The sequence below is a fragment of the Streptomyces sp. KL116D genome, assembly GCF_030766975.1.
Classification (GTDB): domain Bacteria; phylum Actinomycetota; class Actinomycetes; order Streptomycetales; family Streptomycetaceae; genus Streptomyces; species Streptomyces longispororuber_A.
In genome coordinates, this window is record NZ_JASERH010000149.1 from 97,982 (window position 1) to 117,275 (window position 19,294).

18 protein-coding genes are annotated in these 19,294 nt (G+C 73.2%); 14 read left to right on the top strand and 4 right to left on the bottom strand.

Annotated features, from left to right (window positions below):
* The 9 genes from RBJ77_RS58710 to RBJ77_RS58750 all read left to right on the top strand — a co-directional run bounded on the left by RBJ77_RS58710 (position 1) and on the right by RBJ77_RS58750 (position 9,384).
* On the top strand, positions 1–780 hold the full coding sequence (locus tag RBJ77_RS58710; RefSeq protein ID WP_372352423.1) for an arylamine N-acetyltransferase: 780 nt from the start codon (positions 1–3) through the stop codon (positions 778–780).
* Positions 781–874: 94 nt separating this feature from the next.
* On the top strand, positions 875–2,218 hold the full coding sequence (locus tag RBJ77_RS58715) for an NAD(P)/FAD-dependent oxidoreductase (RefSeq protein ID WP_372352424.1): 1,344 nt from the start codon (positions 875–877) through the stop codon (positions 2,216–2,218).
* Between the two features lie 6 nt (positions 2,219–2,224).
* The gene (locus RBJ77_RS58720; RefSeq protein WP_372352425.1) at positions 2,225–3,301 is read left to right on the top strand and encodes a 3-dehydroquinate synthase; all 1,077 of its coding nucleotides are present in this window, start codon (positions 2,225–2,227) and stop codon (positions 3,299–3,301) included.
* The gene (locus tag RBJ77_RS58725) at positions 3,298–4,569 is read left to right on the top strand and encodes a 3-deoxy-7-phosphoheptulonate synthase (RefSeq protein ID WP_372352426.1); all 1,272 of its coding nucleotides are present in this window, start codon (positions 3,298–3,300) and stop codon (positions 4,567–4,569) included. Before RBJ77_RS58720 ends, RBJ77_RS58725 begins: the two co-directional genes overlap by 4 nt.
* The gene (locus RBJ77_RS58730; protein ID WP_372352427.1) at positions 4,566–5,378 is read left to right on the top strand and encodes a shikimate dehydrogenase; all 813 of its coding nucleotides are present in this window, start codon (positions 4,566–4,568) and stop codon (positions 5,376–5,378) included. The genes RBJ77_RS58725 and RBJ77_RS58730 overlap by 4 nt, the downstream gene beginning before the upstream one ends.
* Before the next feature lie 80 nt (positions 5,379–5,458).
* Positions 5,459–6,619: an aminotransferase class I/II-fold pyridoxal phosphate-dependent enzyme gene (locus tag RBJ77_RS58735; protein WP_372352428.1), complete on the top strand. Its 1,161-nt coding sequence runs from the start codon at positions 5,459–5,461 to the stop codon at positions 6,617–6,619.
* Positions 6,616–7,689 carry a Gfo/Idh/MocA family protein gene (locus RBJ77_RS58740; protein ID WP_372352429.1) on the top strand — a complete coding sequence of 358 codons (1,074 nt, stop codon included), beginning with the start codon at positions 6,616–6,618 and terminating at the stop codon, positions 7,687–7,689. Before RBJ77_RS58735 ends, RBJ77_RS58740 begins: the two co-directional genes overlap by 4 nt.
* Before the next feature lie 50 nt (positions 7,690–7,739).
* The gene (locus tag RBJ77_RS58745; RefSeq protein WP_372352430.1) at positions 7,740–8,468 is read left to right on the top strand and encodes an HAD-IA family hydrolase; all 729 of its coding nucleotides are present in this window, start codon (positions 7,740–7,742) and stop codon (positions 8,466–8,468) included.
* On the top strand, positions 8,461–9,384 hold the full coding sequence (locus RBJ77_RS58750) for an ROK family protein (RefSeq protein WP_372352431.1): 924 nt from the start codon (positions 8,461–8,463) through the stop codon (positions 9,382–9,384). The genes RBJ77_RS58745 and RBJ77_RS58750 overlap by 8 nt, the downstream gene beginning before the upstream one ends.
* Before the next feature lie 18 nt (positions 9,385–9,402).
* On the opposite strand, the gene RBJ77_RS58755 is transcribed toward RBJ77_RS58750, so the two are convergent.
* Both RBJ77_RS58755 and RBJ77_RS58760 read right to left on the bottom strand, forming a co-directional pair.
* Entirely contained in the window at positions 9,403–11,097 is a 1,695-nt protein-coding gene (locus RBJ77_RS58755; RefSeq protein ID WP_372352432.1) for a bifunctional 3-(3-hydroxy-phenyl)propionate/3-hydroxycinnamic acid hydroxylase, read from the bottom strand.
* Positions 11,098–11,133: 36 nt separating this feature from the next.
* A complete protein-coding gene (locus tag RBJ77_RS58760; protein ID WP_372352433.1) occupies positions 11,134–11,325 on the bottom strand; it encodes a ferredoxin in 192 nt (63 codons plus the stop codon).
* A 290-nt stretch (positions 11,326–11,615) separates the two neighbouring features.
* Between RBJ77_RS58760 and RBJ77_RS58765 the strand changes: the two genes are divergently transcribed.
* The 3 genes from RBJ77_RS58765 to RBJ77_RS58775 are packed head-to-tail and all read left to right on the top strand — an operon-like array spanning position 11,616 to position 14,525.
* Complete coding sequence (locus RBJ77_RS58765) at positions 11,616–12,326, top strand: thioesterase II family protein (protein WP_372352434.1); 711 nt, start codon at positions 11,616–11,618, stop codon at positions 12,324–12,326.
* Positions 12,327–12,336: 10 nt separating this feature from the next.
* Positions 12,337–13,668: a cation:proton antiporter gene (locus RBJ77_RS58770; RefSeq protein ID WP_372352435.1), complete on the top strand. Its 1,332-nt coding sequence runs from the start codon at positions 12,337–12,339 to the stop codon at positions 13,666–13,668.
* Between the two features lie 11 nt (positions 13,669–13,679).
* Positions 13,680–14,525, top strand: coding sequence for a metallophosphoesterase (locus RBJ77_RS58775; RefSeq protein ID WP_372352436.1), 846 nt, complete (start codon positions 13,680–13,682; stop codon positions 14,523–14,525).
* Between the two features lie 3 nt (positions 14,526–14,528).
* Here the strand turns inward: RBJ77_RS58775 and RBJ77_RS58780 are convergent, their stop codons facing one another.
* Entirely contained in the window at positions 14,529–15,845 is a 1,317-nt protein-coding gene (locus RBJ77_RS58780) for a LuxR C-terminal-related transcriptional regulator (RefSeq protein ID WP_372352437.1), read from the bottom strand.
* Positions 15,846–16,128: 283 nt separating this feature from the next.
* Here RBJ77_RS58780 and RBJ77_RS58785 point away from each other — a divergent pair, with 283 nt between their 5' ends.
* Positions 16,129–16,581, top strand: a complete 453-nt coding sequence (locus RBJ77_RS58785; protein ID WP_372352438.1) for a type II 3-dehydroquinate dehydratase — start codon at positions 16,129–16,131, stop codon at positions 16,579–16,581.
* A gap of 15 nt (positions 16,582–16,596) precedes the next feature.
* Here RBJ77_RS58785 and RBJ77_RS58790 read toward each other — a convergent pair whose 3' ends face one another.
* Entirely contained in the window at positions 16,597–17,991 is a 1,395-nt protein-coding gene (locus tag RBJ77_RS58790) for an NDP-hexose 2,3-dehydratase family protein (RefSeq protein ID WP_372352439.1), read from the bottom strand.
* 134 nt (positions 17,992–18,125) lie between these two features.
* Between RBJ77_RS58790 and RBJ77_RS58795 the strand changes: the two genes are divergently transcribed.
* Positions 18,126–19,187 carry a glucose-1-phosphate thymidylyltransferase gene (locus RBJ77_RS58795; protein ID WP_372352440.1) on the top strand — a complete coding sequence of 354 codons (1,062 nt, stop codon included), beginning with the start codon at positions 18,126–18,128 and terminating at the stop codon, positions 19,185–19,187.
* Positions 19,188–19,294: the final 107 nt, after the last annotated feature.

The window sequence follows — 19,294 nt, forward strand, 5'->3', positions numbered from 1 at the left end:
GTGTTCGACGTCGACGGGTACCTCCGTCGGATCGACTGCGCCGGCGAGACCGGCGTGGACATCGCGACGCTGCGCACCCTGCACAAGAAGCACCTGATGGCGCTGCCGTACAACGGAGCCACGCAGGACTTCAGCGGCGGACTGAGCCTCGTCGACCTCGACGAGGACGCCACGTTCGAGACGAGCGTCGTCCAGGGCAGGGGCGGCACCTGCTTCCAGCTGAACCGGCTGTTCGCCCGGCTGCTCACCGAACTGGGCTACGACGTCACCCTGCTGGCCGCCAGCACCGCCGAGGGCTGGGAGGCCTCCGGCATCGACGTGGAGCACATGTTCAACCGTGTCCGGCTGGCCGGCGAGGACTGGCTCGTCGACGTCGGCTACCCCGGCCCCTCCTACGTCGAGCCGCTGCGGCTCTGCGACACCGTGCAGAGCCAGTACGGCAGCCAGTTCAGGCTGGTCGAGCGCGGATCCAGGATCGCTCTACAACGGCGCGGCAGGATCACCCGGTGGAGCGTGGTCTACAGCTTCACGAACACGCCCCGGCAGTGGAGCGACTGGAAGGACATGGAGGACTTCCTCGTCCGGGAGATCGCCGCGGACACCGGACCGCAGGACGGCACGAAGATCCTCTGCGGCCGGACCCTCGACGACGGCCAGGTCGTCCTGAAGGGCCGCAGGCACCTGACCGTGCGGGACGGCCGCGACGAGATCCGCACCATCACGGACGACACCGAGCACGAGCGGCTGGTCTCCCACCTGCTGTCCGGCTCCTTCGGCTGACCGGCACACCGAGCAGTTCGCACGCCCTGAACTCCCCCTGAATTCCCCCGAATTCTCCCGACTCCACCCGAATTGGCACCAGAAAGGGAACATGATGGCGAAGGAAACAGCCGATGTGGTCGTGATCGGCGCAGGGCCGGCCGGTGCGGTCAGCGCCTACATGCTGGCGAAGCAGGGGCACTCCGTACTCCTCCTGGAGAAGGAGCCGAACCCCCGGTTCCACATCGGCGAGTCCCTGCTGCCGTACATGATGGGCCTGTTCGAGCGGATCGGCCTGCGCGACGTGGTGGCCGCCCAGGGCTACGTGCCCAAGTTCGGCGGCGAGTTCATCGACCCGACCGAGAAGAAGTTCTTCGAGGGCGTCTTCCGCGCGGACTTCACCAAGCAGGGCGAGGGCCGCCACGACAACGCGTTCCAGGTGCAGCGCCAGCGCTTCGACCGGATGCTGGCCGAGCAGACCCAGGCCGCCGGCGCGCGGCTGCTGCTCGGCGCGAACGTCGGCGAACTCCTCATGGACGGCGACCGCATGGTCGGCGTCCGCTACGAGCACGACGGCGAGCAGCACGAGGTGCACGCGAGCTACGTGATCGACGCCAGCGGCCGCAGCGGCCGCATCGCGCACCGCTTCGGCCTGCGCAAGACCCTCGAGAAGCTCCGCATGGTCGCCGTCTACCGCCACTACACCGGCCTCGACGAGAGCCACAACCCGGGCGTCGAGGGCGACATCCAGGTCGGCGCCCACGACGACGGCTGGGTCTGGGCGATCCCGCTGTCCAAGGACTCCATCAGCGTCGGCACCGTCATGCCGCGCGACGTGCTGCGCGGCTCGACGCCGGAGAAGCTCTTCGAGGAGCACGTGGCCCGCATCCCGCGGATCACCACGCGCCTGACGGGCACCGAGCCCGCCATGGACCTCAAGATCGAGACCGACTACTGCTACCACTCCGACACGGTCACCGGACCGGGCTGGCTCATGGTCGGCGACGCCGGCTGCTTCGGCGACCCGATGTTCTCCGGCGGCGTCCTGGTCGCCACCGCCACCGCCGTCCGCGCGGCGGAGGCCCTGGGCGAGGCGCTGGCCGACCCGTCGGCCGAGGAGCGCCTCCTCGACCGGTACGCCAACTACTTCAAGACCGGCTACGACACCTACATCCGGCTCATCCACGCCTATTACGACGGCGAGCTCGTCGCCATGGCCGCCGACGCCGCCCGTTCCACGGACCGCGACACCCTGGAGCGGTACCTCATCCGCCTCATCGGCGGCGACTTCTGGAGCGAGCACAACTCGGTGGCCGCCGAGATGCGCCGCCGCAAGGAGTGGGACACCTTCGAGCCGTTCCAGCGGGTCTACGGCTGCCCCTCCTACCCCCACCTGGACGAGCAGGACCGCAAGGAGCGGTCGCAGGCGCGCGTCCTCCGGGTGACGGCGGGCCGGTAACCCGTCATGGCATCCGTTTCGCTACGGCTCGCAGACCATGCGTACGACGTGCTGATCGGCCCCGGAGTGCGGACGTCGCTCGCCGGGGTCGTCCGGAGGCTGGGCGCCGAGCGGGCCGTCGTCGTGTCGGCCCGCCCGGAGGAATGGGTGCCCGACACCGGCGTGGAGACGCTGCTGGTCCCGGCACGGGACGGTGAGCGCGACAAGACCCTCGGCACGGTCGGGGAACTGTGCGCCGCCTTCGTCCGCTTCGGGCTCAGCCGGTCCGACGTCGTCGTGTCCTGCGGCGGCGGAACGACCACCGACGTGGTCGGTCTCGCCGCCGCCCTCTACCACCGGGGCGTGCGCGTCGTGCACCTGCCCACCACGCTGCTCGCCCAGGTGGACGCCGCCGTGGGCGGCAAGACGGCGGTGAACCTGCCGCAGGGCAAGAACCTGGTCGGCGCGTACTGGCAGCCCAGCGCGGTGCTGTGCGACACCGACTACCTGACCACGCTGCCCCCGCGCGAACTGCTCAACGGCTACGGGGAGATCGCCCGCTGCCACTTCATCGGCGCCCCCGACCTGCGCGGGCTGCCGCTCGCCGACCAGATCGCCGCCAGTGTGCGGCTCAAGGCCCGCGTCGTGGAGGCCGACGAGCGGGACTCCGGGCTGCGGCACATCCTCAACTACGGGCACACGCTGGGCCACGCCCTGGAGCGGGCGACCGACTACGCGCTGCGGCACGGCGAGGCGGTGGCCGTCGGCACCGTCTTCGCCGGCCGGCTGGCCGGCGCCCTCGGGCGGATCGGCGAGGCCCGGGTGGCGGAGCACCTGGACGTCGTCCGGTCCTACGGGCTGCCCACCGCGGTGCCCGCCGAGACCGCGACCGAGACCCTGATCGAGCTGATGCGGCACGACAAGAAGGCGTTCGGCTCCCTCGCGTTCGCCCTCGACGGGCCCGACGGCGCGGAACTGGTCACCGACGTGCCGCGCGACGCCGTCGCGGCCGTCCTGGAGGGGATGCCGCGGGCCCCGCTCGCCGACCTCATCGCCACCGCCGACGCGACCGGTACCGTCCTGGCCGGAGCGGTGCCGTCATGAGGCAGCCGCCCACGACGACGGCCGACGGCTCCCCGCCGCCCGCCGCCGCGCTCCTCGCGGCCCGGCTGGCGGACGCGCTGGCCCGGCCCGCCGCCCAGCAGCCGCACTGGCCCGACCCGGGCCGGGCCGCGGACGTCGTGCGGTCGCTGCGCCGCGCCGCACCGATCGTCTCCGCGGCGCGGACCGCACGGCTGCGCGAGGAGCTCGCCGCGGTCGCCCGCGGCGAGGCGTTCCTCCTCCAGGGCGGCGACTGCGCCGAATCGTTCGCCGAGAACACCGACGCCCACCGCACCGCCAACCTGCGGACCCTGCTGGACATGGCCGACGTGCTCGCCGCCGGCACCGGCCTGCCGGTGGTCAAGGTCGCCCGGATGGCCGGGCAGTACGCCAAGCCCCGCTCCCGCGACGTGGACGACCGGGGCCTGCCCTCCTACCGCGGCGACATCGTCAACTCCGCCGAACCCACCCGGGCCGCCCGCACCCCCGACCCCGGCCGCATGCTGCGCGCCCACGCCGACGCGTCGGCAACGGCGGCGCTGCTCCACCGGCTCGGCGACGGCGCCCTGCCCGGCGCCGAGGACGTCTACGTCAGCCACGAGGCACTGCTGCTCGACTACGAGCGGTCCTCGCTGCACGTCGACGACAGCGGGCCCGAACCCCGCCTGTCCAGCGGCCTCGGGCACTTCCTGTGGATCGGCGAGCGCACCCGCGGGCTCGACGGCGCGCACATCGCGTTCGCCCAGCTCCTGGCCAACCCCGTCGGCCTCAAACTGGGCCCGCGCACCACCCCGGAGGAAGCCGTCGCGTACGCGCACCGGCTCGACCCGCACCGCGAACCGGGACGGCTCACCCTGATCAGCCGCATGGGGCACACCCGGATCAGGGACGTGCTGCCGCCGATCGTCGAGAAGGTCACCGCGTCCGGCCACGAAGTGGTCTGGCAGTGCGACCCCATGCACGGGAACACGTACACGGCGGCCAACGGCTTCAAGACCCGCGACGTCGACACGATCGCCGACGAGATCGCCGGATTCCTCGCCGTACACCGCAGCCTCGGCACCCACCCCGGCGGACTCCACCTCGAATTCACCGGCGACCACGTCACGGAGTGCGTCGGCGGCGCCGCCGGAGCCACCGAAGCCGGTCTGTCCGCCCGCTACCGCACGGCCTGCGACCCCCGCCTCAACGGGGACCAGGCCCGCGAACTCGCCCGCACGGTCGCCGCGTCGGCGGCCGCCGCCGTGCCCCGAAAGGCGGTGCTGCGATGACCGCGCACCCACCCGCCCCGCCCATCACGGGCACGACCCGCCTGTACGCGGTGCTCGGCGACCCCGTCGCCCAGGTCAAGGCGCCCACGCTGATGAACCCGGTCCTCGCGGAGCTCGGCATCGACGCGGTGGTCGTCCCCGTGCACGCCCGGCCGCAGGACCTGGAACAGGTCGTCCGTGGCCTGCAGGGCATCCAGAACCTCGACGGCATGTTCGTCACCGTGCCGCACAAGGCGGCCGTGGCCCGCCTCGCCGACCGGCGCGGCACCGCCGTCGACATCGTCGGCACCGCGAACGTGCTGCGCCGCGAGGCCGACGGCGGCTGGCTCGCCGAGAACTTCGACGGCTTCGGCTTCGTGGCCGGTCTCACCGGCGCGGGACACGAACCGAAAGGCGCCCGTGCGCTGCTGGTCGGCACCGGCGGCGCGGGCAGCGCCGTCGCCGCCGCACTCCTGGCGGCGGGCGTCGACCACCTCTCCCTCTACGACACGGACCAGGACCGGCTCACCGCGCTGGCCGGCCGCCTGGCGGCGCACTGGCCGGGCCGGGTGCAGGCCCTGAGCGGACCCGAACCGGCCGACGTGGACCTCGCGGTCAACGCCACACCGCTCGGACTGCGGGCCGACGACCCGCTGCCGTTCCCGCTGCACCGGCTGCCACCGGACTGCGTCGTGGCCGACATCGTCATGAAGCCCCACGAGACCCGCCTGCTGCGCGAGGCAGCCGCGCGCGGCCACCGGATCCACCACGGCATCCACATGCTCGAAGCCCAGCTGAATTCCTACCGGTCCTTCTTCGAGCTGCGCTGAAAGACCTGCGCTGAAAACGTGCGCCGAAAACGTGCGCTGAACAACGCCGAATCGAATCACATCCGATTTCTTGGAGAATCATGAACGTGCGACAGGCGCCGGAATACCCCCAGTGGCCGCAGTACGACGCGACGGAGCGGGACGGACTCGTCCGGGCACTGGAACAGGGCCAGTGGTGGCGAATGGGCGGCAGCGAAGTCGACTCCTTCGAGCGGGAGTTCGCCGAGTTCCACGGCGCCCGGCACGCGCTCGCCGTCACCAACGGCACCCACGCCCTCGAACTCGCCCTCCAGGTCATGGGAGTCGGCCCGGGCTCGGAGGTCATCGTCCCGGCCTTCACCTTCATCTCCTCCTCGCAGGCGGCCCAGCGCCTCGGGGCCGTCGCGGTCCCGGTCGACGTCGACCCGCACACGTACAACATCGACGTGGCGGCGGCCAGGGCCGCCGTGACCGAGCGCACCCGGGTGATCATGCCCGTGCACATGGCCGGTTTCCTCGCCGACATGGACGCCCTGGCCGAGCTGTCCGCCGACACCGGCGTGCCGCTGCTCCAGGACGCCGCGCACGCCCACGCCGCCCGCTGGCGCGGCAAGCGCGTCGGTGAGCACGGCAGCGTCGCCGCGTTCAGCTTCCAGAACGGCAAGCTGATGACCGCGGGCGAGGGCGGCGCCGTCCTCTTCCCCGACACCGAGCTGTACGAGAAGGCGTTCCTGCGCCACAGCTGCGGACGGCCCCGCACCGACCGCCACTACAAGCACGAGATAGCCGGCTCCAACCTGCGGCTCAACGAGTTCTCCGCCGCCGTCCTGCGCGCCCAACTCGGCCGTCTGGAAGGCCAGATCAGGACCCGCCAGGAGCGCTGGGCCGTGCTCGCGCCGCTCCTGGAGAAGATCGACGGCATCGACCCGCAGCGCCCCGACGAGCGCACCGACTTCCCCTCGCACTACATGGCGATGTTCCGCGTCCCCGGCATCGGCGAGGACGGCCGCAACGCCCTGGTCGACCGGCTCGTGGCAGCCGGTGTGCCGGCCTTCGCGGGCTTCCGCGCGATCTACCGCACCGACGCCTTCTGGGAGATGGGCGCCCCCGACGAGACCCCGGACGCCATCGCCGAGCGCTGCCCCCACAGCGAGGCCATCAGCCAGGACAGCGTCTGGCTGCACCACCGCACGCTGCTCGCCGACGAGCAGGCCATCCACCTGACGGCGGAGATCGTCGCGGACGCCGTGGCCGCCGCATGAGCGTGCGGACGGCCGTCGTCGGGCTCGGCTGGGCGGGGCGGGAGCTGTGGCTGCCCCGGCTGGCCGGGCACGCCGGCTTCGACGTGGTGGCCGTCGTCGACCCCGCGCCCGGCGCCGGGGCCGTGGCGCCCGGCATCCCCGTGCACCCCACGGTCGACGCGCTCACCCCCGACGCCGTCGACCTCGCCGTCGTCGCCGTCCCCAACCACCTGCACGCCGAGGTCGCCGCCGACCTGCTCGGCCGGGGCGTCGACGTCTTCCTGGAGAAGCCGGTCTGCCTGACCACGGCCGAGGCCGATCTGCTGGCCGCCGCCGAACGCGTCGGCGGCGCCACGCTGCTGTCCGGCAGCGCCGCCCCGCACCGCGCCGACGTGACCGCCCTGGCCCGCCTCCTTCCGGAGCTCGGCCGGATCCGCCACGTCGACGCCGGCTGGGTGCGGTCCCGCGGCATCCCGCAGGCCGGCGGCTGGTTCACCCGGCGCAGCACGGCCGGCGGCGGGGTGCTCGTCGACCTCGGCTGGCACCTCTTCGACACACTGTCCGCACTGCTCGGCCCGGCCCCCTTCACGCAGGCCGTCGGCACGACGTCCAACGACTTCGTGGCCACCGGCACCGGCGCCGCCGCCTGGCGCGACGACGACGAGGCGGCCGGCGGACCCGGCGACGTCGAGGACACCGCCCGCGGCTTCCTCGTGCGTGCCGACGGCGTCTCGGTCTCCCTGCACGCCTGCTGGGCCTCGCACGAGGCCGTCGACGTGACCCGCTTCCAGATCGTCGGCACCACCGGGACCGCCGAACTGCGCTGCACCTTCGGCTTCAGCCCCAACCGGCTGCCCCGCCCGGAACTGACCCTGACCCGCGCGGGCACCACCACGTCCGTGCCGGTCCCCGAGGAGCCCGTCGGCAGCGAGTACGGGCGCCAACTCGACGGCCTCGCCGCCCTGCTGGCCGACCCGGACCGCCGCGGCAGGGCGGCCGCCGAGGCCCGTACGACGATCGGCGCCATCCACGACTGCTACGCGTCGGCCCGCTCCGCTCACCAGCGGCCCGCCGTACCCGCCCACCACTAGGCCACCACTAGGCCCACCACCGGGCCCACCAGCAGGAGGTGAAGAAGCCGGTGACCACACGGGTTTCGACGCAGCGAGACGACATCCACGCCCCGGGCGCGGGCGGCACGGCCACCGTCGCCGAAGCGCCCCCGCGGGTCAGGCACGCCGTGGTCTTCGACCTCGACGGGGTCATCGTCGACAGCTTCGCGGTGATGTACGAGGCGTTCGCCGTCGCCTACAAGGAGGTCGTCGGTGACGGCCCCGCGCCGTTCGACGAGTACACCCGCCACCTGGGGCGCTACTTCCCGGACATCATGCGGATCATGGGCCTGCCCCTGGAGATGGAGGAGCCCTTCGTCCGCGAGAGCTACCGGCTCGCGTCCCAGGTGCCGGTCTTCGACGGCATCGTGGAACTGCTCCTCACCCTGCGGGTCCGCGGACTGCGGCTCGCCGTGGCCACCGGCAAGAGCGGGCCGCGGGCGCGCTCCCTGCTCGACACGCTGGGGCTGCTGCCCTTCTTCGACCACGTGATCGGCTCGGACGAGGTCGACCGCCCGAAGCCCGCGCCGGACATCGTGAACCGCGCCCTCGACCTGATGGGCTTCGCGCCCGAGCAGGCCATCATGGTCGGCGACGCGCCGACCGACATCGCCAGCGCCCACGGCGCCGGGGTCACCTCGGCCGGCGCGCTGTGGGCACTGTCCGACCCCGCCGAACTGCTCGCCGCCGAGCCCGCCGTGGTGCTGGCCCGCCCCGCCGACCTGCTCGCCCTGTGCCCGTCCGTGCCCGGTGACTGAGGACCGGCCCGGCGGCCCGGGGGCGGCCCACCACCTGGGCGTCGACATCGGGGGCACCAAGGTCGCCCTGCGGGTCGAGGCCGGGACGCGGCGCGTGGCCGAGACCGTGTTCGCCTGGCAGCCGCGCCCCGGCTCCGACCGCGACCTCGCCCAACTGGCCGAGCACGTCGGCGAGTTGCGGGACCGTCTCGGCGTGCCCTTCCGCGCCGTGGGCCTGGCGGTGCCGGCGACGGTAGGACCGGACGGGCGGATCACCGCCTGGCCGAGCCGGCCCGAGTGGACCGGCACGGACCTGGGCGCTGCCCTGCGCACCCTGTTCCCCGAGGCCGCCGTCGCCTGGGCGGACGACGGAGACCTCGGCGCCCTCGCCGAGGCGGAGGCCGCCGACTGCGCGGACCTCCTCTACGTCGGGGTCGGCACGGGCGTCGGCGGCGGGCTCGTCCTGGGCGGCGAACTCTGCCCTGGCACCGGCCGCGGATCCTTCGAGATCGGGCACACGGTCGTCGAGCTGGACGGCCCCCGGTGCGTCTGCGGGCGCCACGGCTGCCTCCAGGCGATCGCCTCGGGCCCGGCCACCCTGCGCCACGCGGCCCGGCTGCGGGGGAGCGACGTCACCTTCGACGCGCTGCGGCAGGGCTGGTGCGACGGACGGCCCTGGGCGGTCGACGCGCTGCGGCGCACCGCCCGCGCCCTGGCCGCCGCCGCGGTGAGCGTCCAGGAACTCGTCCACCCCCGGCTCCTGTTGATCGGCGGCGGTTTCGCGAACGGCATGCCGGGCCTGGACGGCCTGGTGTCCGCGCGGCTCGCGGAGCTGGCCCGCCCCGGACAGCCGCCGCTGGAGGTCGGGCCCGCCGCCCTGGGCCCGCTCTCCTCGCTGCGGGGCGCGGTCGCGCTCGCCCGGCTGACCCGGCCCTGACAGCAGGTCCCTGAACGGTCAGCCCGCCGGGCGCAGTTCGGCCGCGGCCGGCGTGCTCGCGCCCAGCAGGTCGCGCAACTCGTCGACCAGCGCGGCCGTCTCCCGCGGGCCGTTCGCCGCGCCGAAGACGTGGTAGTCGGGACGGACGAGCAGCGCGGTCGCGCCCTGCTCGGCCAGGTACGCCCCGTAGCAGCCGTCGACGTCGGTCACCTCGGTCACCTCGGTCGCACCGGTGCGGCACGGCCCCGAGTCGGCCGCCGCGTCGGACGGCAGCAGGCGCACCACATGGGTGCCGAGTGCCGCCAGGAACGACCACCGGTCCTCGCCGAGCGCCGCCCGCGGCTCGTCCGTGGTGAGCAGCACGAACCCGCGGCCCACGGCCTCGTCGAACAGGCCCGTACCGCCGGCCGCGCCGACCCGGCCCTGCGGCACCACCGCACCGGCCGCCTTGGACACCCCGCTCAGCAGCCCGGCCGACAGCGGCTTCGCCGGCTCCGGCGACCCCGGCCCCGTACGGCCGCGGCGGCCCGCGAGGACCGTGGCGTCGCGCTCCTCGGCGGCCGTCGGATCCGTCACGCAGATCATCCGGCCCAGCTGCACCGACGAGAGGATCGACTCCTTCACGTGCTGCCTGCGCTCCTCGGCGTAGCTGTCGAGGACGGCGTCGTCGGCCAGACCGCGCAGCGTCAGGTCCAGCTTCCACGCCAGATTGGCCGCGTCCCGGATCCCGGAGCACATGCCCTGCCCGGCGAACGGCGGCATCAGGTGCGCCGCGTCACCGGCCAGCAGCACCCGCCCCGACCGCCACGCGTCCGCCCAGGTGGCCCGGAAGATGTAGGTGGTGCTGCGCAGCAGCGTGGCGGTGTCCGGGGTGACGCCGAACGGGGCGAGGAGCCGCCAGGCGGTCTCCTCCTTGTTCAGCTCGGCGCTGCTCTCGCCCGGCAGCCGCATGAACTCCCAGCGCCGGTGCCCGGGACCGCTGCCGACCAGCGTCGTGGGCCGCGCCGGGTCGCAGATCTGGACGTTGGTGGGGGTGAACTCGCGGGGCTCGCGCAACTCGACGTCGCACAGCAGCCACTCGTAGGAGAACCCGAGATCGGTCAGCGGGACGTCGAGGTGCTCGCGCACGAAGCTGTTCGCGCCGTCGCAGCCCACGACCCAGCGGGCCGACAGCGTGCCGGCCGTGCCGTCGGCGGCCTCCGAGGTGAGCGTCACCCGCCGGCCGTCGTCGTGCAGGCCGACGACGCGGTGCCCGCGCAGCACCGTGATGCCGGGCAGCTGCGCCGCCCGCGCCGCGAGGAGTTCCTCCAGCGCGGGCTGGTGCATGGTGTTGGCGTCCGGCCAGCCGTAGCGCCCCTGCGCGGAGAAGGCGATGTCGAGGAGCGTCCGGCCGGCCGCGGTGCGCCACTGGTAGCCGGTGGCCGGCTCGGTGATCCGGCCCAGTCCCGCGCGGATCCCGGTGGCCGCCAGCAGCCGGGCCGTCTCCCCGTCGAAGCTGGTCGCCCGCGGCAGCAGGTACGGCCGGGGGCGGCGCTCCAGGACGGTCACGCGCAGGCCGCGCTGGGCGAGGAGCACCGAAAGGGCCGCGCCGATCGGCCCGTTGCCGACGACGGCCACGTCCGTGTCGGTCGGGTCGGCCGGGTCCGTCAGGTCCGTCAGGTCCGTCAGGTCCGTCGGGGTCGCGTACGTGTCGTGCGGGCGGGTGATGGCCATCGTGATCCCTACTCGCGAGGTGTCGGAGGAACCGGATCAGCCGGCGGACAGGGCCTGGGCCGGACACAGGTCGACGGCCTCACCGGCCACCGCCAGGAGCTCGTCCCCGGGCTCCGCGTCGAGCACCACGACCACGCCGTCTTCCTCGCCCTGGTCGAAGAGTTCCGGCGCGACGCGCACGCACTGGCCCGCGCCGACGCACTTGCCGGTGTCCGCGACTATTTTCACGGTTCTCGCCTCCCACGGGTGAATTCCGGAACGTCGGCCATGATGCCCGAGCCGCGCGTCGTCTATGGAGTTACTCCAGCGGAACTCAAGTGCCCGACTCAAAGATGGGTCGAGAAACGTCACATACGTAAGGCTCGCGGCAGAACTGCGGTGACGGTGACCCGCGGTGGGGCAGCAGCGTGCCAATGGACCATTCCTGGAAGGAATTTCTGGCCGTGCCTCAAGCATCGGTGCAATTCGGAACATGGGTCCGTCAATTCCACCCGGCGCCGGACACCCGTGTCCGCCTCGTGTGCCTGCCGCACGCCGGCGGGTCCGCGAGTTTCTACTTCCCGCTGTCCAAGGCGCTCGCGCCCACGGCGGAGGTGCTGGCGGTCCAGTACCCGGGACGGCAGGACCGCCGTCAGGAACCGAACATCAGCAGCCTCGACGAGCTGGCCGACCGGGTCTTCGAGGTCATCGGCGACCTCGACGACCGGCCGCTGGCCCTGTTCGGCCACAGCATGGGCGCCGTCCTCGCCTACGAGGTCGCGCTGCGCCTCCAGGACGCCGGACTCCCCGACCCCGTACGGCTCTTCGTCTCCGGCCGGCGGGCCCCGTCCCGCGACCGCGACGAGCGGCTCCACGTCAGCACGGACGAGGAACTCCTGGCCGAGGTGCGCCGGCTGGGCGGCTCGCACGCCGTCCTCCTCGACGACCCGGACGTACGGGAAATGATCATGCCGTCGATCCGCAGCGACTACCGCGCCGTGGAGCGCTACCGCTGCACGCCAGGCCGGCAGCTGACCTGCCCGGTGACCGTCCTCACCGGCGACAGCGACCCCCGGGTCTCCATCGACGAGGCGGCGGCGTGGGAGGAGCACACCACCGGTCCGACGGAGCTCCAGGTGTTCCCCGGAGGCCACTTCTTCCTCTCCGACCAGAACACCCGCGTGACCGGACTCCTCGCGGACCGGCTGGCCCGCCCGGACGTCGCCACGCTCCACGAAGCCAAGATCTGAGGTGACCGAGTTGAGCTCCGCGCCCGTCCCCACGATTCCCTCCCACTCCCTGCTGGTCTTCCTCCTCCAGCTGGCCGTACTGCTCCTGCTGGCCATGGCCCTCGGCCAGTTGGCCGCCCGGTTCAAGATGCCCGCGATCGTCGGTGAGCTGCTCGCCGGCGTGATCGTCGGCCCCTCGATCCTCAGCCACGTGTGGCCCGGCTTCGCCGACTGGCTGCTGCCGAAGGACCCCGGCCAGATGCACCTGCTCGACGCCGTCGGCCAGGTGGGCGTGGTGCTGCTCGTCGGCATCACCGGCATGGAGCTGAAGTTCGACCTCGTCAAGCGGCGCCGCACCACCGCGGTCCGGGTCAGCCTCGCCGGTCTGCTGCTGCCCCTCGGGCTCGGCGTCGGCGTCGGCTTCCTGCTGCCGTCGTCCCTCATGCCGGCCGGCACCGACCCGAAGGTCTTCTCGCTCTTCCTCGGCGTGGCCATGTGCGTCACAGCGATCCCGGTGATCGCCAAGACCCTCATCGACATGAACCTGCTCCACCGCGACGTCGGCCAACTGACCCTGGCCGCAGGGGTGATCGACGACGTCGTCGGCTGGTTCCTGCTCTCCATCGTGTCGGCGATGGCGACGGCCGGGCTGAGCACGGGCACGTTCGCCACGTCGGTGCTCTACCCGGTGGGCGTCGTGCTGGTCGCCTGGCTGGTGGGCCGCCCCCTGGTGAAGGCGGCGCTGCGGGCCGCGGGCCGTTCCGCGTCGGCGGCCCCCACCGTCGCGGTTGCCGCGCTGATCGTGCTGTTCGGCGCTGCGGCGACGCAGGCGATGCACCTGGAGGCCGTCTTCGGCGCGTTCGTGTGCGGTGTCCTCATCGGCACCAGCGGCGAGCTGGACCGGGAGAAGCTGGCCCCGCTGCGGATCACGACCCTCTCCTTCCTCGCCCCGGTCTTCTTCGCCACCGCCGGCATCCGGATGGACCTGACCGCGCTGACCCGGCCGACCGTCCTGGCCACGGCCTGCGTGGTGCTCGCCATCGCGATCCTCGGCAAGTTCGTCGGCGCCTACATCGGCGCGAAGCTGAGCGGCCTCGGCCGCTGGGAGGGCCTCGCCCTGGGCGCCGGGATGAACTCCCGCGGCGTCATCGAGGTCGTCGTCGCCATGGTCGGTCTGCAACTCGGGGTGCTCAGCGCCGAGACGTACACCATCATCATCCTCGTCGCGATCGTGACCTCGCTGATGGCACCGCCCGTCCTCCGCATCGCCATGGCCCGCATCGACGAGCACGCGGAGGCGGAGATCGCCCTCGCCGAGAAGCGGACGCCCGACCTGGCGTCGCCGCCGCCCGCCTCGGTGTGACGGAGCCGGAGATGACCGCGACGGCCCACGACGGCGGACGGCTGCTGGCCATCAGCGACCTGCACGTCGGCTACGCCGACAACCGGGCGCTGATCGACCGGATGGCACCGGAGTCGGACGAGGACTGGCTGCTGGTGGCCGGCGACGTGGCGGAGACCGTCGCCGACATCCGCTGGTGCCTGAAGACCCTCACCAGCCGCTTCCGCAAGGTCGTCTGGGCCCCGGGCAACCACGAGCTGTGGACCCATCCGCGCGACACGGTCACCCTGCGCGGCGTCGACCGCTACGAGCACCTGGTCGAGGTCTGCCGCGAACTGGACGTCACCACCCCCGAGGACCCCTACCCCATCTGGCAGGGGCCGGACGGGCCGGTGGCCGTGGCGCCGCTGTTCCTGCTCTACGACTACTCGTTCCTGCCCGACGGATGCGCCACCAAGGAGGAAGGGCTGGCCCACGCCCACGAGACCGGCGTCGTGTGCAACGACGAGAACCTGCTGCACCCGGACCCGTATCCGAGCCGCGAGGCGTGGTGCCGGGCCCGGGTGACGCAGACCGCGCGCAGGCTCGCGGAACTCCCCGGCGACCTGCCGGTCGTCCTCGTCAATCACTACCCGCTCGACCGGCACCCGACGGAGGTGCTCTGGTACCCGGAGTTCGCGATGTGGTGCGGCACCCGGCTGACCGCCGACTGGCACCGCAGGTTCCCGGTGGCCGCCATGGTGTACGGCCACCTCCACATCCCGCGCACCACCTACCACGAGGGCGTCCGCTTCGAAGAGGTGTCCGTGGGCTACCCCCGCGAGTGGCGCAAGCGGCAGGGCCAGGACCCGCCGGGGACCCCGCGCCGGATCCTGTGACGGTCAGCGGACCGCCGCACCCCCGGCGGCCGCGCCCGACAGCTGGCTCCACGCCCGCGTCAGCTCCACCCGCGAGGCCACGTTCATCTTGCGGAAGATCTTCTTGAGGTGGAAGGCCACGGTGTGCCCGGAGATGAACATCCGGTCGCCCACCTGGGAGTTGGTGAACCCCTGGCTCACCAGCTCGGCCACCGCCGCCTCGGTGTGCGTGAGCGCGCTCGTGGTCACCCCGCCCTGTCCCGCGTACTGCGGATAGCAGCCGCGGCGCACGCCGAGCGAGCGCAGCCGGCTCACCACCCGGCGGGCGTCGCGCGGCGCCCCGGCGTTCCCGTAGCCGTCCGCCGCCGACTCCAGTGCCTCGACGGCCCGTCGGCGCTCCGCGGGCCGTGCCGCGCACAGCTTCCCGGCGTCCTCGAACGCGGACGCGGCGGCCCACGGGTCCAGTTGCGCGGCGGCCGCCGCGAGGACCCGCTCCGGATCGCGGTCCACGAGCCCGGCGGCATGCGTCGCCGCCGCCGTCACGGACCGGAGCGCGGGGTTGCGCACGGCGAGTTCGGCGGCCGCCGCGGCCACCCGCCGGGCGAGCCCCTCGTCGCCCAGCTGCCGGGTGGCCCGCACCAGCCAGGCGGCAGCGGCGGGTTGTGACGCCAGCAGTTCCAGGAGCAGCCGGTCGTCCGTGACGATGCCCACGACGAGGTGCGCGGCGCTCGCCGCGCCGCCCTGCACCTCCAGGAGCTGGGCCGCGGCCCAGGCGCACTGGCTCGGCCGGTGCGCGGTCTGCCCGAGCAGGGCGCAGTCCCGCAGCTGGTTGGCGAACCCCGTGCTCACACTCATGCTGCCCTGCCGCAGGGCGCCCAGCGCCATCACCGTGTGCGCGTCGGGCACGATGCGGTGCAGACCGGCACGCCGGGCCCGCTCCACGCCCCGGCCCGCGAGCGCGACGGCGCGGGTCACGTTCCCCTCGGCGAACGCGAGGTCGGCCGCGCACAGCAGTGACGCCGCCACGAGGCCGCCCTCCTCGGCCCGTGCCGCGGTCGGCTCGTCGACGTCGGCGAGGACCCGCGCCGCGGTGGCGAGATCACGGACACCGGTCAGCAGGGTGGCGTGCCAGATCTTCGCCAACTCCCGGCAGTTCCCGCCGCATTCGGCTTCCGCGTGACCCGCGGCGGCCGCCAGGCGGATGCCCTCCTCGAGATCGCCGTCGGCCCAGGCGGCGAAGGACGACTCGCAGAGCCCGGCGGTCGCGCAGGCACTGTTCCGGCAGACGCGGACGGCGGAGAGAACCGGGGGCAGCCGCAAGCGGAACGGAGAATCGAGCATCACATCTCCTGTCGTGGGGTCCGGGCCGGCCGGGCGAGAGTCGGTGCGCAGCCCAGAGTAGGACGGCGCTGCCGGGGGCCGACGAGGCGTGTGGGCGGACTCGACCGGCGCCCGAGCGTCCCTCCAGGAGCACCCCACGGCCCGCGCATCGGCGCAGGTCCGCACGGTGCGCGAACTATCAGCTCTGAGAGTGGCGGACCGCCGACGGCGGCGACAGCATGGGATCCGTCCGGGGTCCGCGGCCGGAGACGGGCGGACGCAGCCGAATACCGAGGTGGCCACGTTGAGTGTCGTGCTTCTCCTGAACGGTCCCAATCTGGGAATCCTGGGGCGCCGCGAGCCCGAGATCTACGGCACCGACACCCTCGCCGACATCGAGGCGGCGGTCGCCGAGGAAGTGAAGGCCAAGGGCTGGGACGTGGTGTCCGTCCAGCACGACTCGGAGGGCGACCTGGTCGGCGCGATCCACCGGCACAGCGACACCACCGTCGGCGCCATCGTCAATCCCGGCGCCCTGATGATCGCCGGCTGGAGCCTGCGCGACGCGCTCGCCAGCTACGCGCCGCCGTGGATCGAGGTGCACCTCAGCAACGTGTGGGCCCGCGAACAGTTCCGGCACGAGTCGGTGATCGCCCCACTGGCCAGCGGCGTCGTCGTCGGCCTCGGCTCCTTCGGCTACCGCCTGGCGGCCCAGGCGCTGCTGCACCTCGCCGACGACCTCCCCGACGCGACCTGACCCGCCGGACATGCCCTACCGTGCGGTGAGCGTCAGCGCCGTCATCAGACAACGCGCCTGCACGTTGAGGCAGTCGCCGTGCCGCAGCAGCGCCTGCACCTGCGGCACCGACACCCAGCAGTAGTCCGGCGGCGGCTCCCGCAGGACCGCCTCGCCGGCCGGGTCAGGCTCGTCCAGTTCGACGATCAGGTTCCGGGTCACCGCGTGGTGGAAGCGGCCGCCCTCCTCCGACTGCTCCGTGTCGAACAGCACCCGGCCGGCGCCCGGCGCGAGCAGCGTGTCCAGGAACTCGGGGCGGCCCGCGCCCCGTTCGCGCAGATGACGCGTCGAGCACTGCACCGTCGGCCCGAACTCGGCCACGTTCAGGCTGCCCGCCTCCACCCGGGCCCGCAGCAGGACGTGCGGCACCCCGCCCAGCCGTCGCACGAGCAGCCCGGCGATCCCCGGCACCGGCGCGAGCAGCGGCTGGGACCAGCGGGCCACCTCGCGCGCCTGCGCCTCCACGCTCACCCCGAGCACCGTGAAGTGCCGGCCGTCGCGCCGCCCGATGCCGTCAGCGGTGCGCCGCCACGGACTCGCGCCACCCGCGAGGATCTCCCGCAACGGCAGCTGCTCCTGGGTCAGTTCGTACCGGAACCGGGCGTCGGCCAGCACGGAGAGGACCTCGGCGAACGAGTGCACGGCGTCGTCCTCGTCCGCCGGGTGCGACGCCTCGCCGGGGCCCGCGAGCAGCTGCCGCGGCAGCGTCGACAGGACCGTACGGCTGTCCATGTTCACCAGGTGGTCGCGGAGCAGCAGCGCACCGACCCGCCGCAGCGACAGCCAGCGGAACCCGTCGAGCTCGGGCACCTCGTCGTCGGTCACCACGACCACGTTGCGGTTCCGCTTGTGCAAGAACCACCAGCCCTGCTCGGACTGGAGCGAGTCGGCGAGCACCCGCCCGCCGCACCGGTCCCCGGTGAAGTACTCCGTGTATGGCACGGGACGGCCCCGGTGAACTCCCGTGAAGTTGCTGCGCGTCGCCTGCACGGTCGGCGACAACTGGAGCCCGTTCAGGTTGCCCGGCTCCATCTTCGCCTGGAGCAGGCAGTGCAGTTCGCCGTCGAACTCCTTGAGCAGCATGCCGAGCAGCCCCACCTCGCGCTGCACGATGACGGGCTGGGTCCAGCTGAGCGGCCGCTGCCCGCCGGTGCCGAAGTCGGTGGTGGCGCGGAGCCCGGAGACGGAGAAGAACCGGCCGGAGGAGTGCACCAGATCGCCGGTGTCCCGGCTGAACGTCCAGCCCGGCAGCGTGTCCAGCGGCACCCGCCGCACGGTGTGGCGATGCCTGCGGCGCTGCTCGTCCAGCCACCGGTCGAAGGAGGTGTCCCCCCGGTCGGCGCGGGGCGTCGGGGTCTTCGATGAGGCCATGCGGGCATGCTGCGGGGCGCCGCTCGAGGCCCGGTGGACGACGGCCTGGAGACCCGCGGAGCCCGTCCCCTGACCCCCCGCGCTCCGGGCTGCGTCAAGCCCTCCTTGAGGAACCACCAGCACAGTTGCGGAACATGAAGGCGCTCATACTGTCAGGGGGGACGGGGTCCCGACTACGTCCCTTCACCCACTCGACCGCCAAGCAACTGCTGCCCGTGGCCAACAAGCCCGTGCTCACGCACTGTCTGGAGAACATCCGTGACGCGGGCGTCACCGAGGCGGCCGTCGTCGTCGGCACCCACGCCGCGGAGATCTCCCAGGTGGCCGGTGACGGTTCGGCGTTCGGCCTCGACCTCACCTATCTGCACCAGGACAGCCCACGGGGCCTGGCCCACTGCGTCCAGCTCGCCGCCGACTTCCTCGGCGACGACGACTTCGTCATGTACCTCGCCGACAACGTGTTCGCGGACGGCATCGCGAAGGCCGCCCACGCCTTCGCCGCCGAACCGTCCGACGCGCTGCTCCTCGTGCAGCCGGTCGCCGACCCACGGGCCTACGGGGTGGCGGAGACCGATGCCGACGGCCGGGTGCACCGGCTGGTCGAGAAGCCCGCGGAGCCCGCCACCGACCTCGCCGTGCTCGGCGTCTACTTCTTCACGTCCCGCATCCACCGCGCGGTCGCCGGACTGCGGCCGAGCGCGCGCGGCGAACTGGAGATCACCGACGCGATCCAGCGGCTCGCCGACGACGGCGCCGTGGTGCGCGCCGAGCACTACGACGGCTACTGGAAGGACACCGGGAAGCCGGAGGACCTGCTCGACTGCAACCGGGAACTGCTCGGCCGGCTGCCGGGACCCGCCGTGCACGGCGACGTCGACGCCGCCAGCACCGTCAGCGGCCCCGTCGTGATCGAACCGGGGGCCCGGGTGCGCGGCAGCCACCTGGTGGGGCCGCTGGTGATCGCCGCGGGCAGCACCGTCACCGACTGCACCGTCGGTCCTTACGTCGCCGTCAGCCGCGACTGCGTCCTGCGGGAGTCCGCCATCGCCGACTCGATCCTCCTGGAGGGCGCCGCCGTCGACGGCGTGCCCGCCCTCGACCACTCGATCATCGGCCGCTGGGCCCGCATCGGCCGGTCCGCCGCCGGACACCAACTGCTCGTCGGCGACCACGCCAACGCGGAAGTGGCGGCGTGACACCGGCCGTCTCCGCCGTTCCTCGACCGCGCCTCGTGCGCCGCCATGGGGGCACTCCACCGGTTCCCATGCCCGGCCCAAGCCGGTCCGGAGACAGTGGCAGCGCC

Excerpts from the sequence above, each read along its gene's own strand:
- RBJ77_RS58715 (WP_372352424.1), top strand. The coding sequence starts at position 875 with ATGGCGAAGGAAACAGCCGATGTGGTCGTGATCGGCGCAGGGCCGGCC.
- RBJ77_RS58720 (WP_372352425.1), top strand. The coding sequence starts at position 2,225 with ATGGCATCCGTTTCGCTACGGCTCGCAGACCATGCGTACGACGTGCTG.
- RBJ77_RS58725 (WP_372352426.1), top strand. The coding sequence starts at position 3,298 with ATGAGGCAGCCGCCCACGACGACGGCCGACGGCTCCCCGCCGCCCGCC.
- RBJ77_RS58730 (WP_372352427.1), top strand. The coding sequence starts at position 4,566 with ATGACCGCGCACCCACCCGCCCCGCCCATCACGGGCACGACCCGCCTG.
- RBJ77_RS58735 (WP_372352428.1), top strand. The coding sequence starts at position 5,459 with ATGAACGTGCGACAGGCGCCGGAATACCCCCAGTGGCCGCAGTACGAC.
- RBJ77_RS58740 (WP_372352429.1), top strand. The coding sequence starts at position 6,616 with ATGAGCGTGCGGACGGCCGTCGTCGGGCTCGGCTGGGCGGGGCGGGAG.
- RBJ77_RS58755 (WP_372352432.1), bottom strand. The coding sequence starts at position 11,097 with ATGGCCATCACCCGCCCGCACGACACGTACGCGACCCCGACGGACCTG.
- RBJ77_RS58775 (WP_372352436.1), top strand. The coding sequence starts at position 13,680 with ATGACCGCGACGGCCCACGACGGCGGACGGCTGCTGGCCATCAGCGAC.
- RBJ77_RS58780 (WP_372352437.1), bottom strand. The coding sequence starts at position 15,845 with ATGCTCGATTCTCCGTTCCGCTTGCGGCTGCCCCCGGTTCTCTCCGCC.
- RBJ77_RS58790 (WP_372352439.1), bottom strand. The coding sequence starts at position 17,991 with ATGGCCTCATCGAAGACCCCGACGCCCCGCGCCGACCGGGGGGACACC.
- RBJ77_RS58795 (WP_372352440.1), top strand. The coding sequence starts at position 18,126 with ATGAAGGCGCTCATACTGTCAGGGGGGACGGGGTCCCGACTACGTCCC.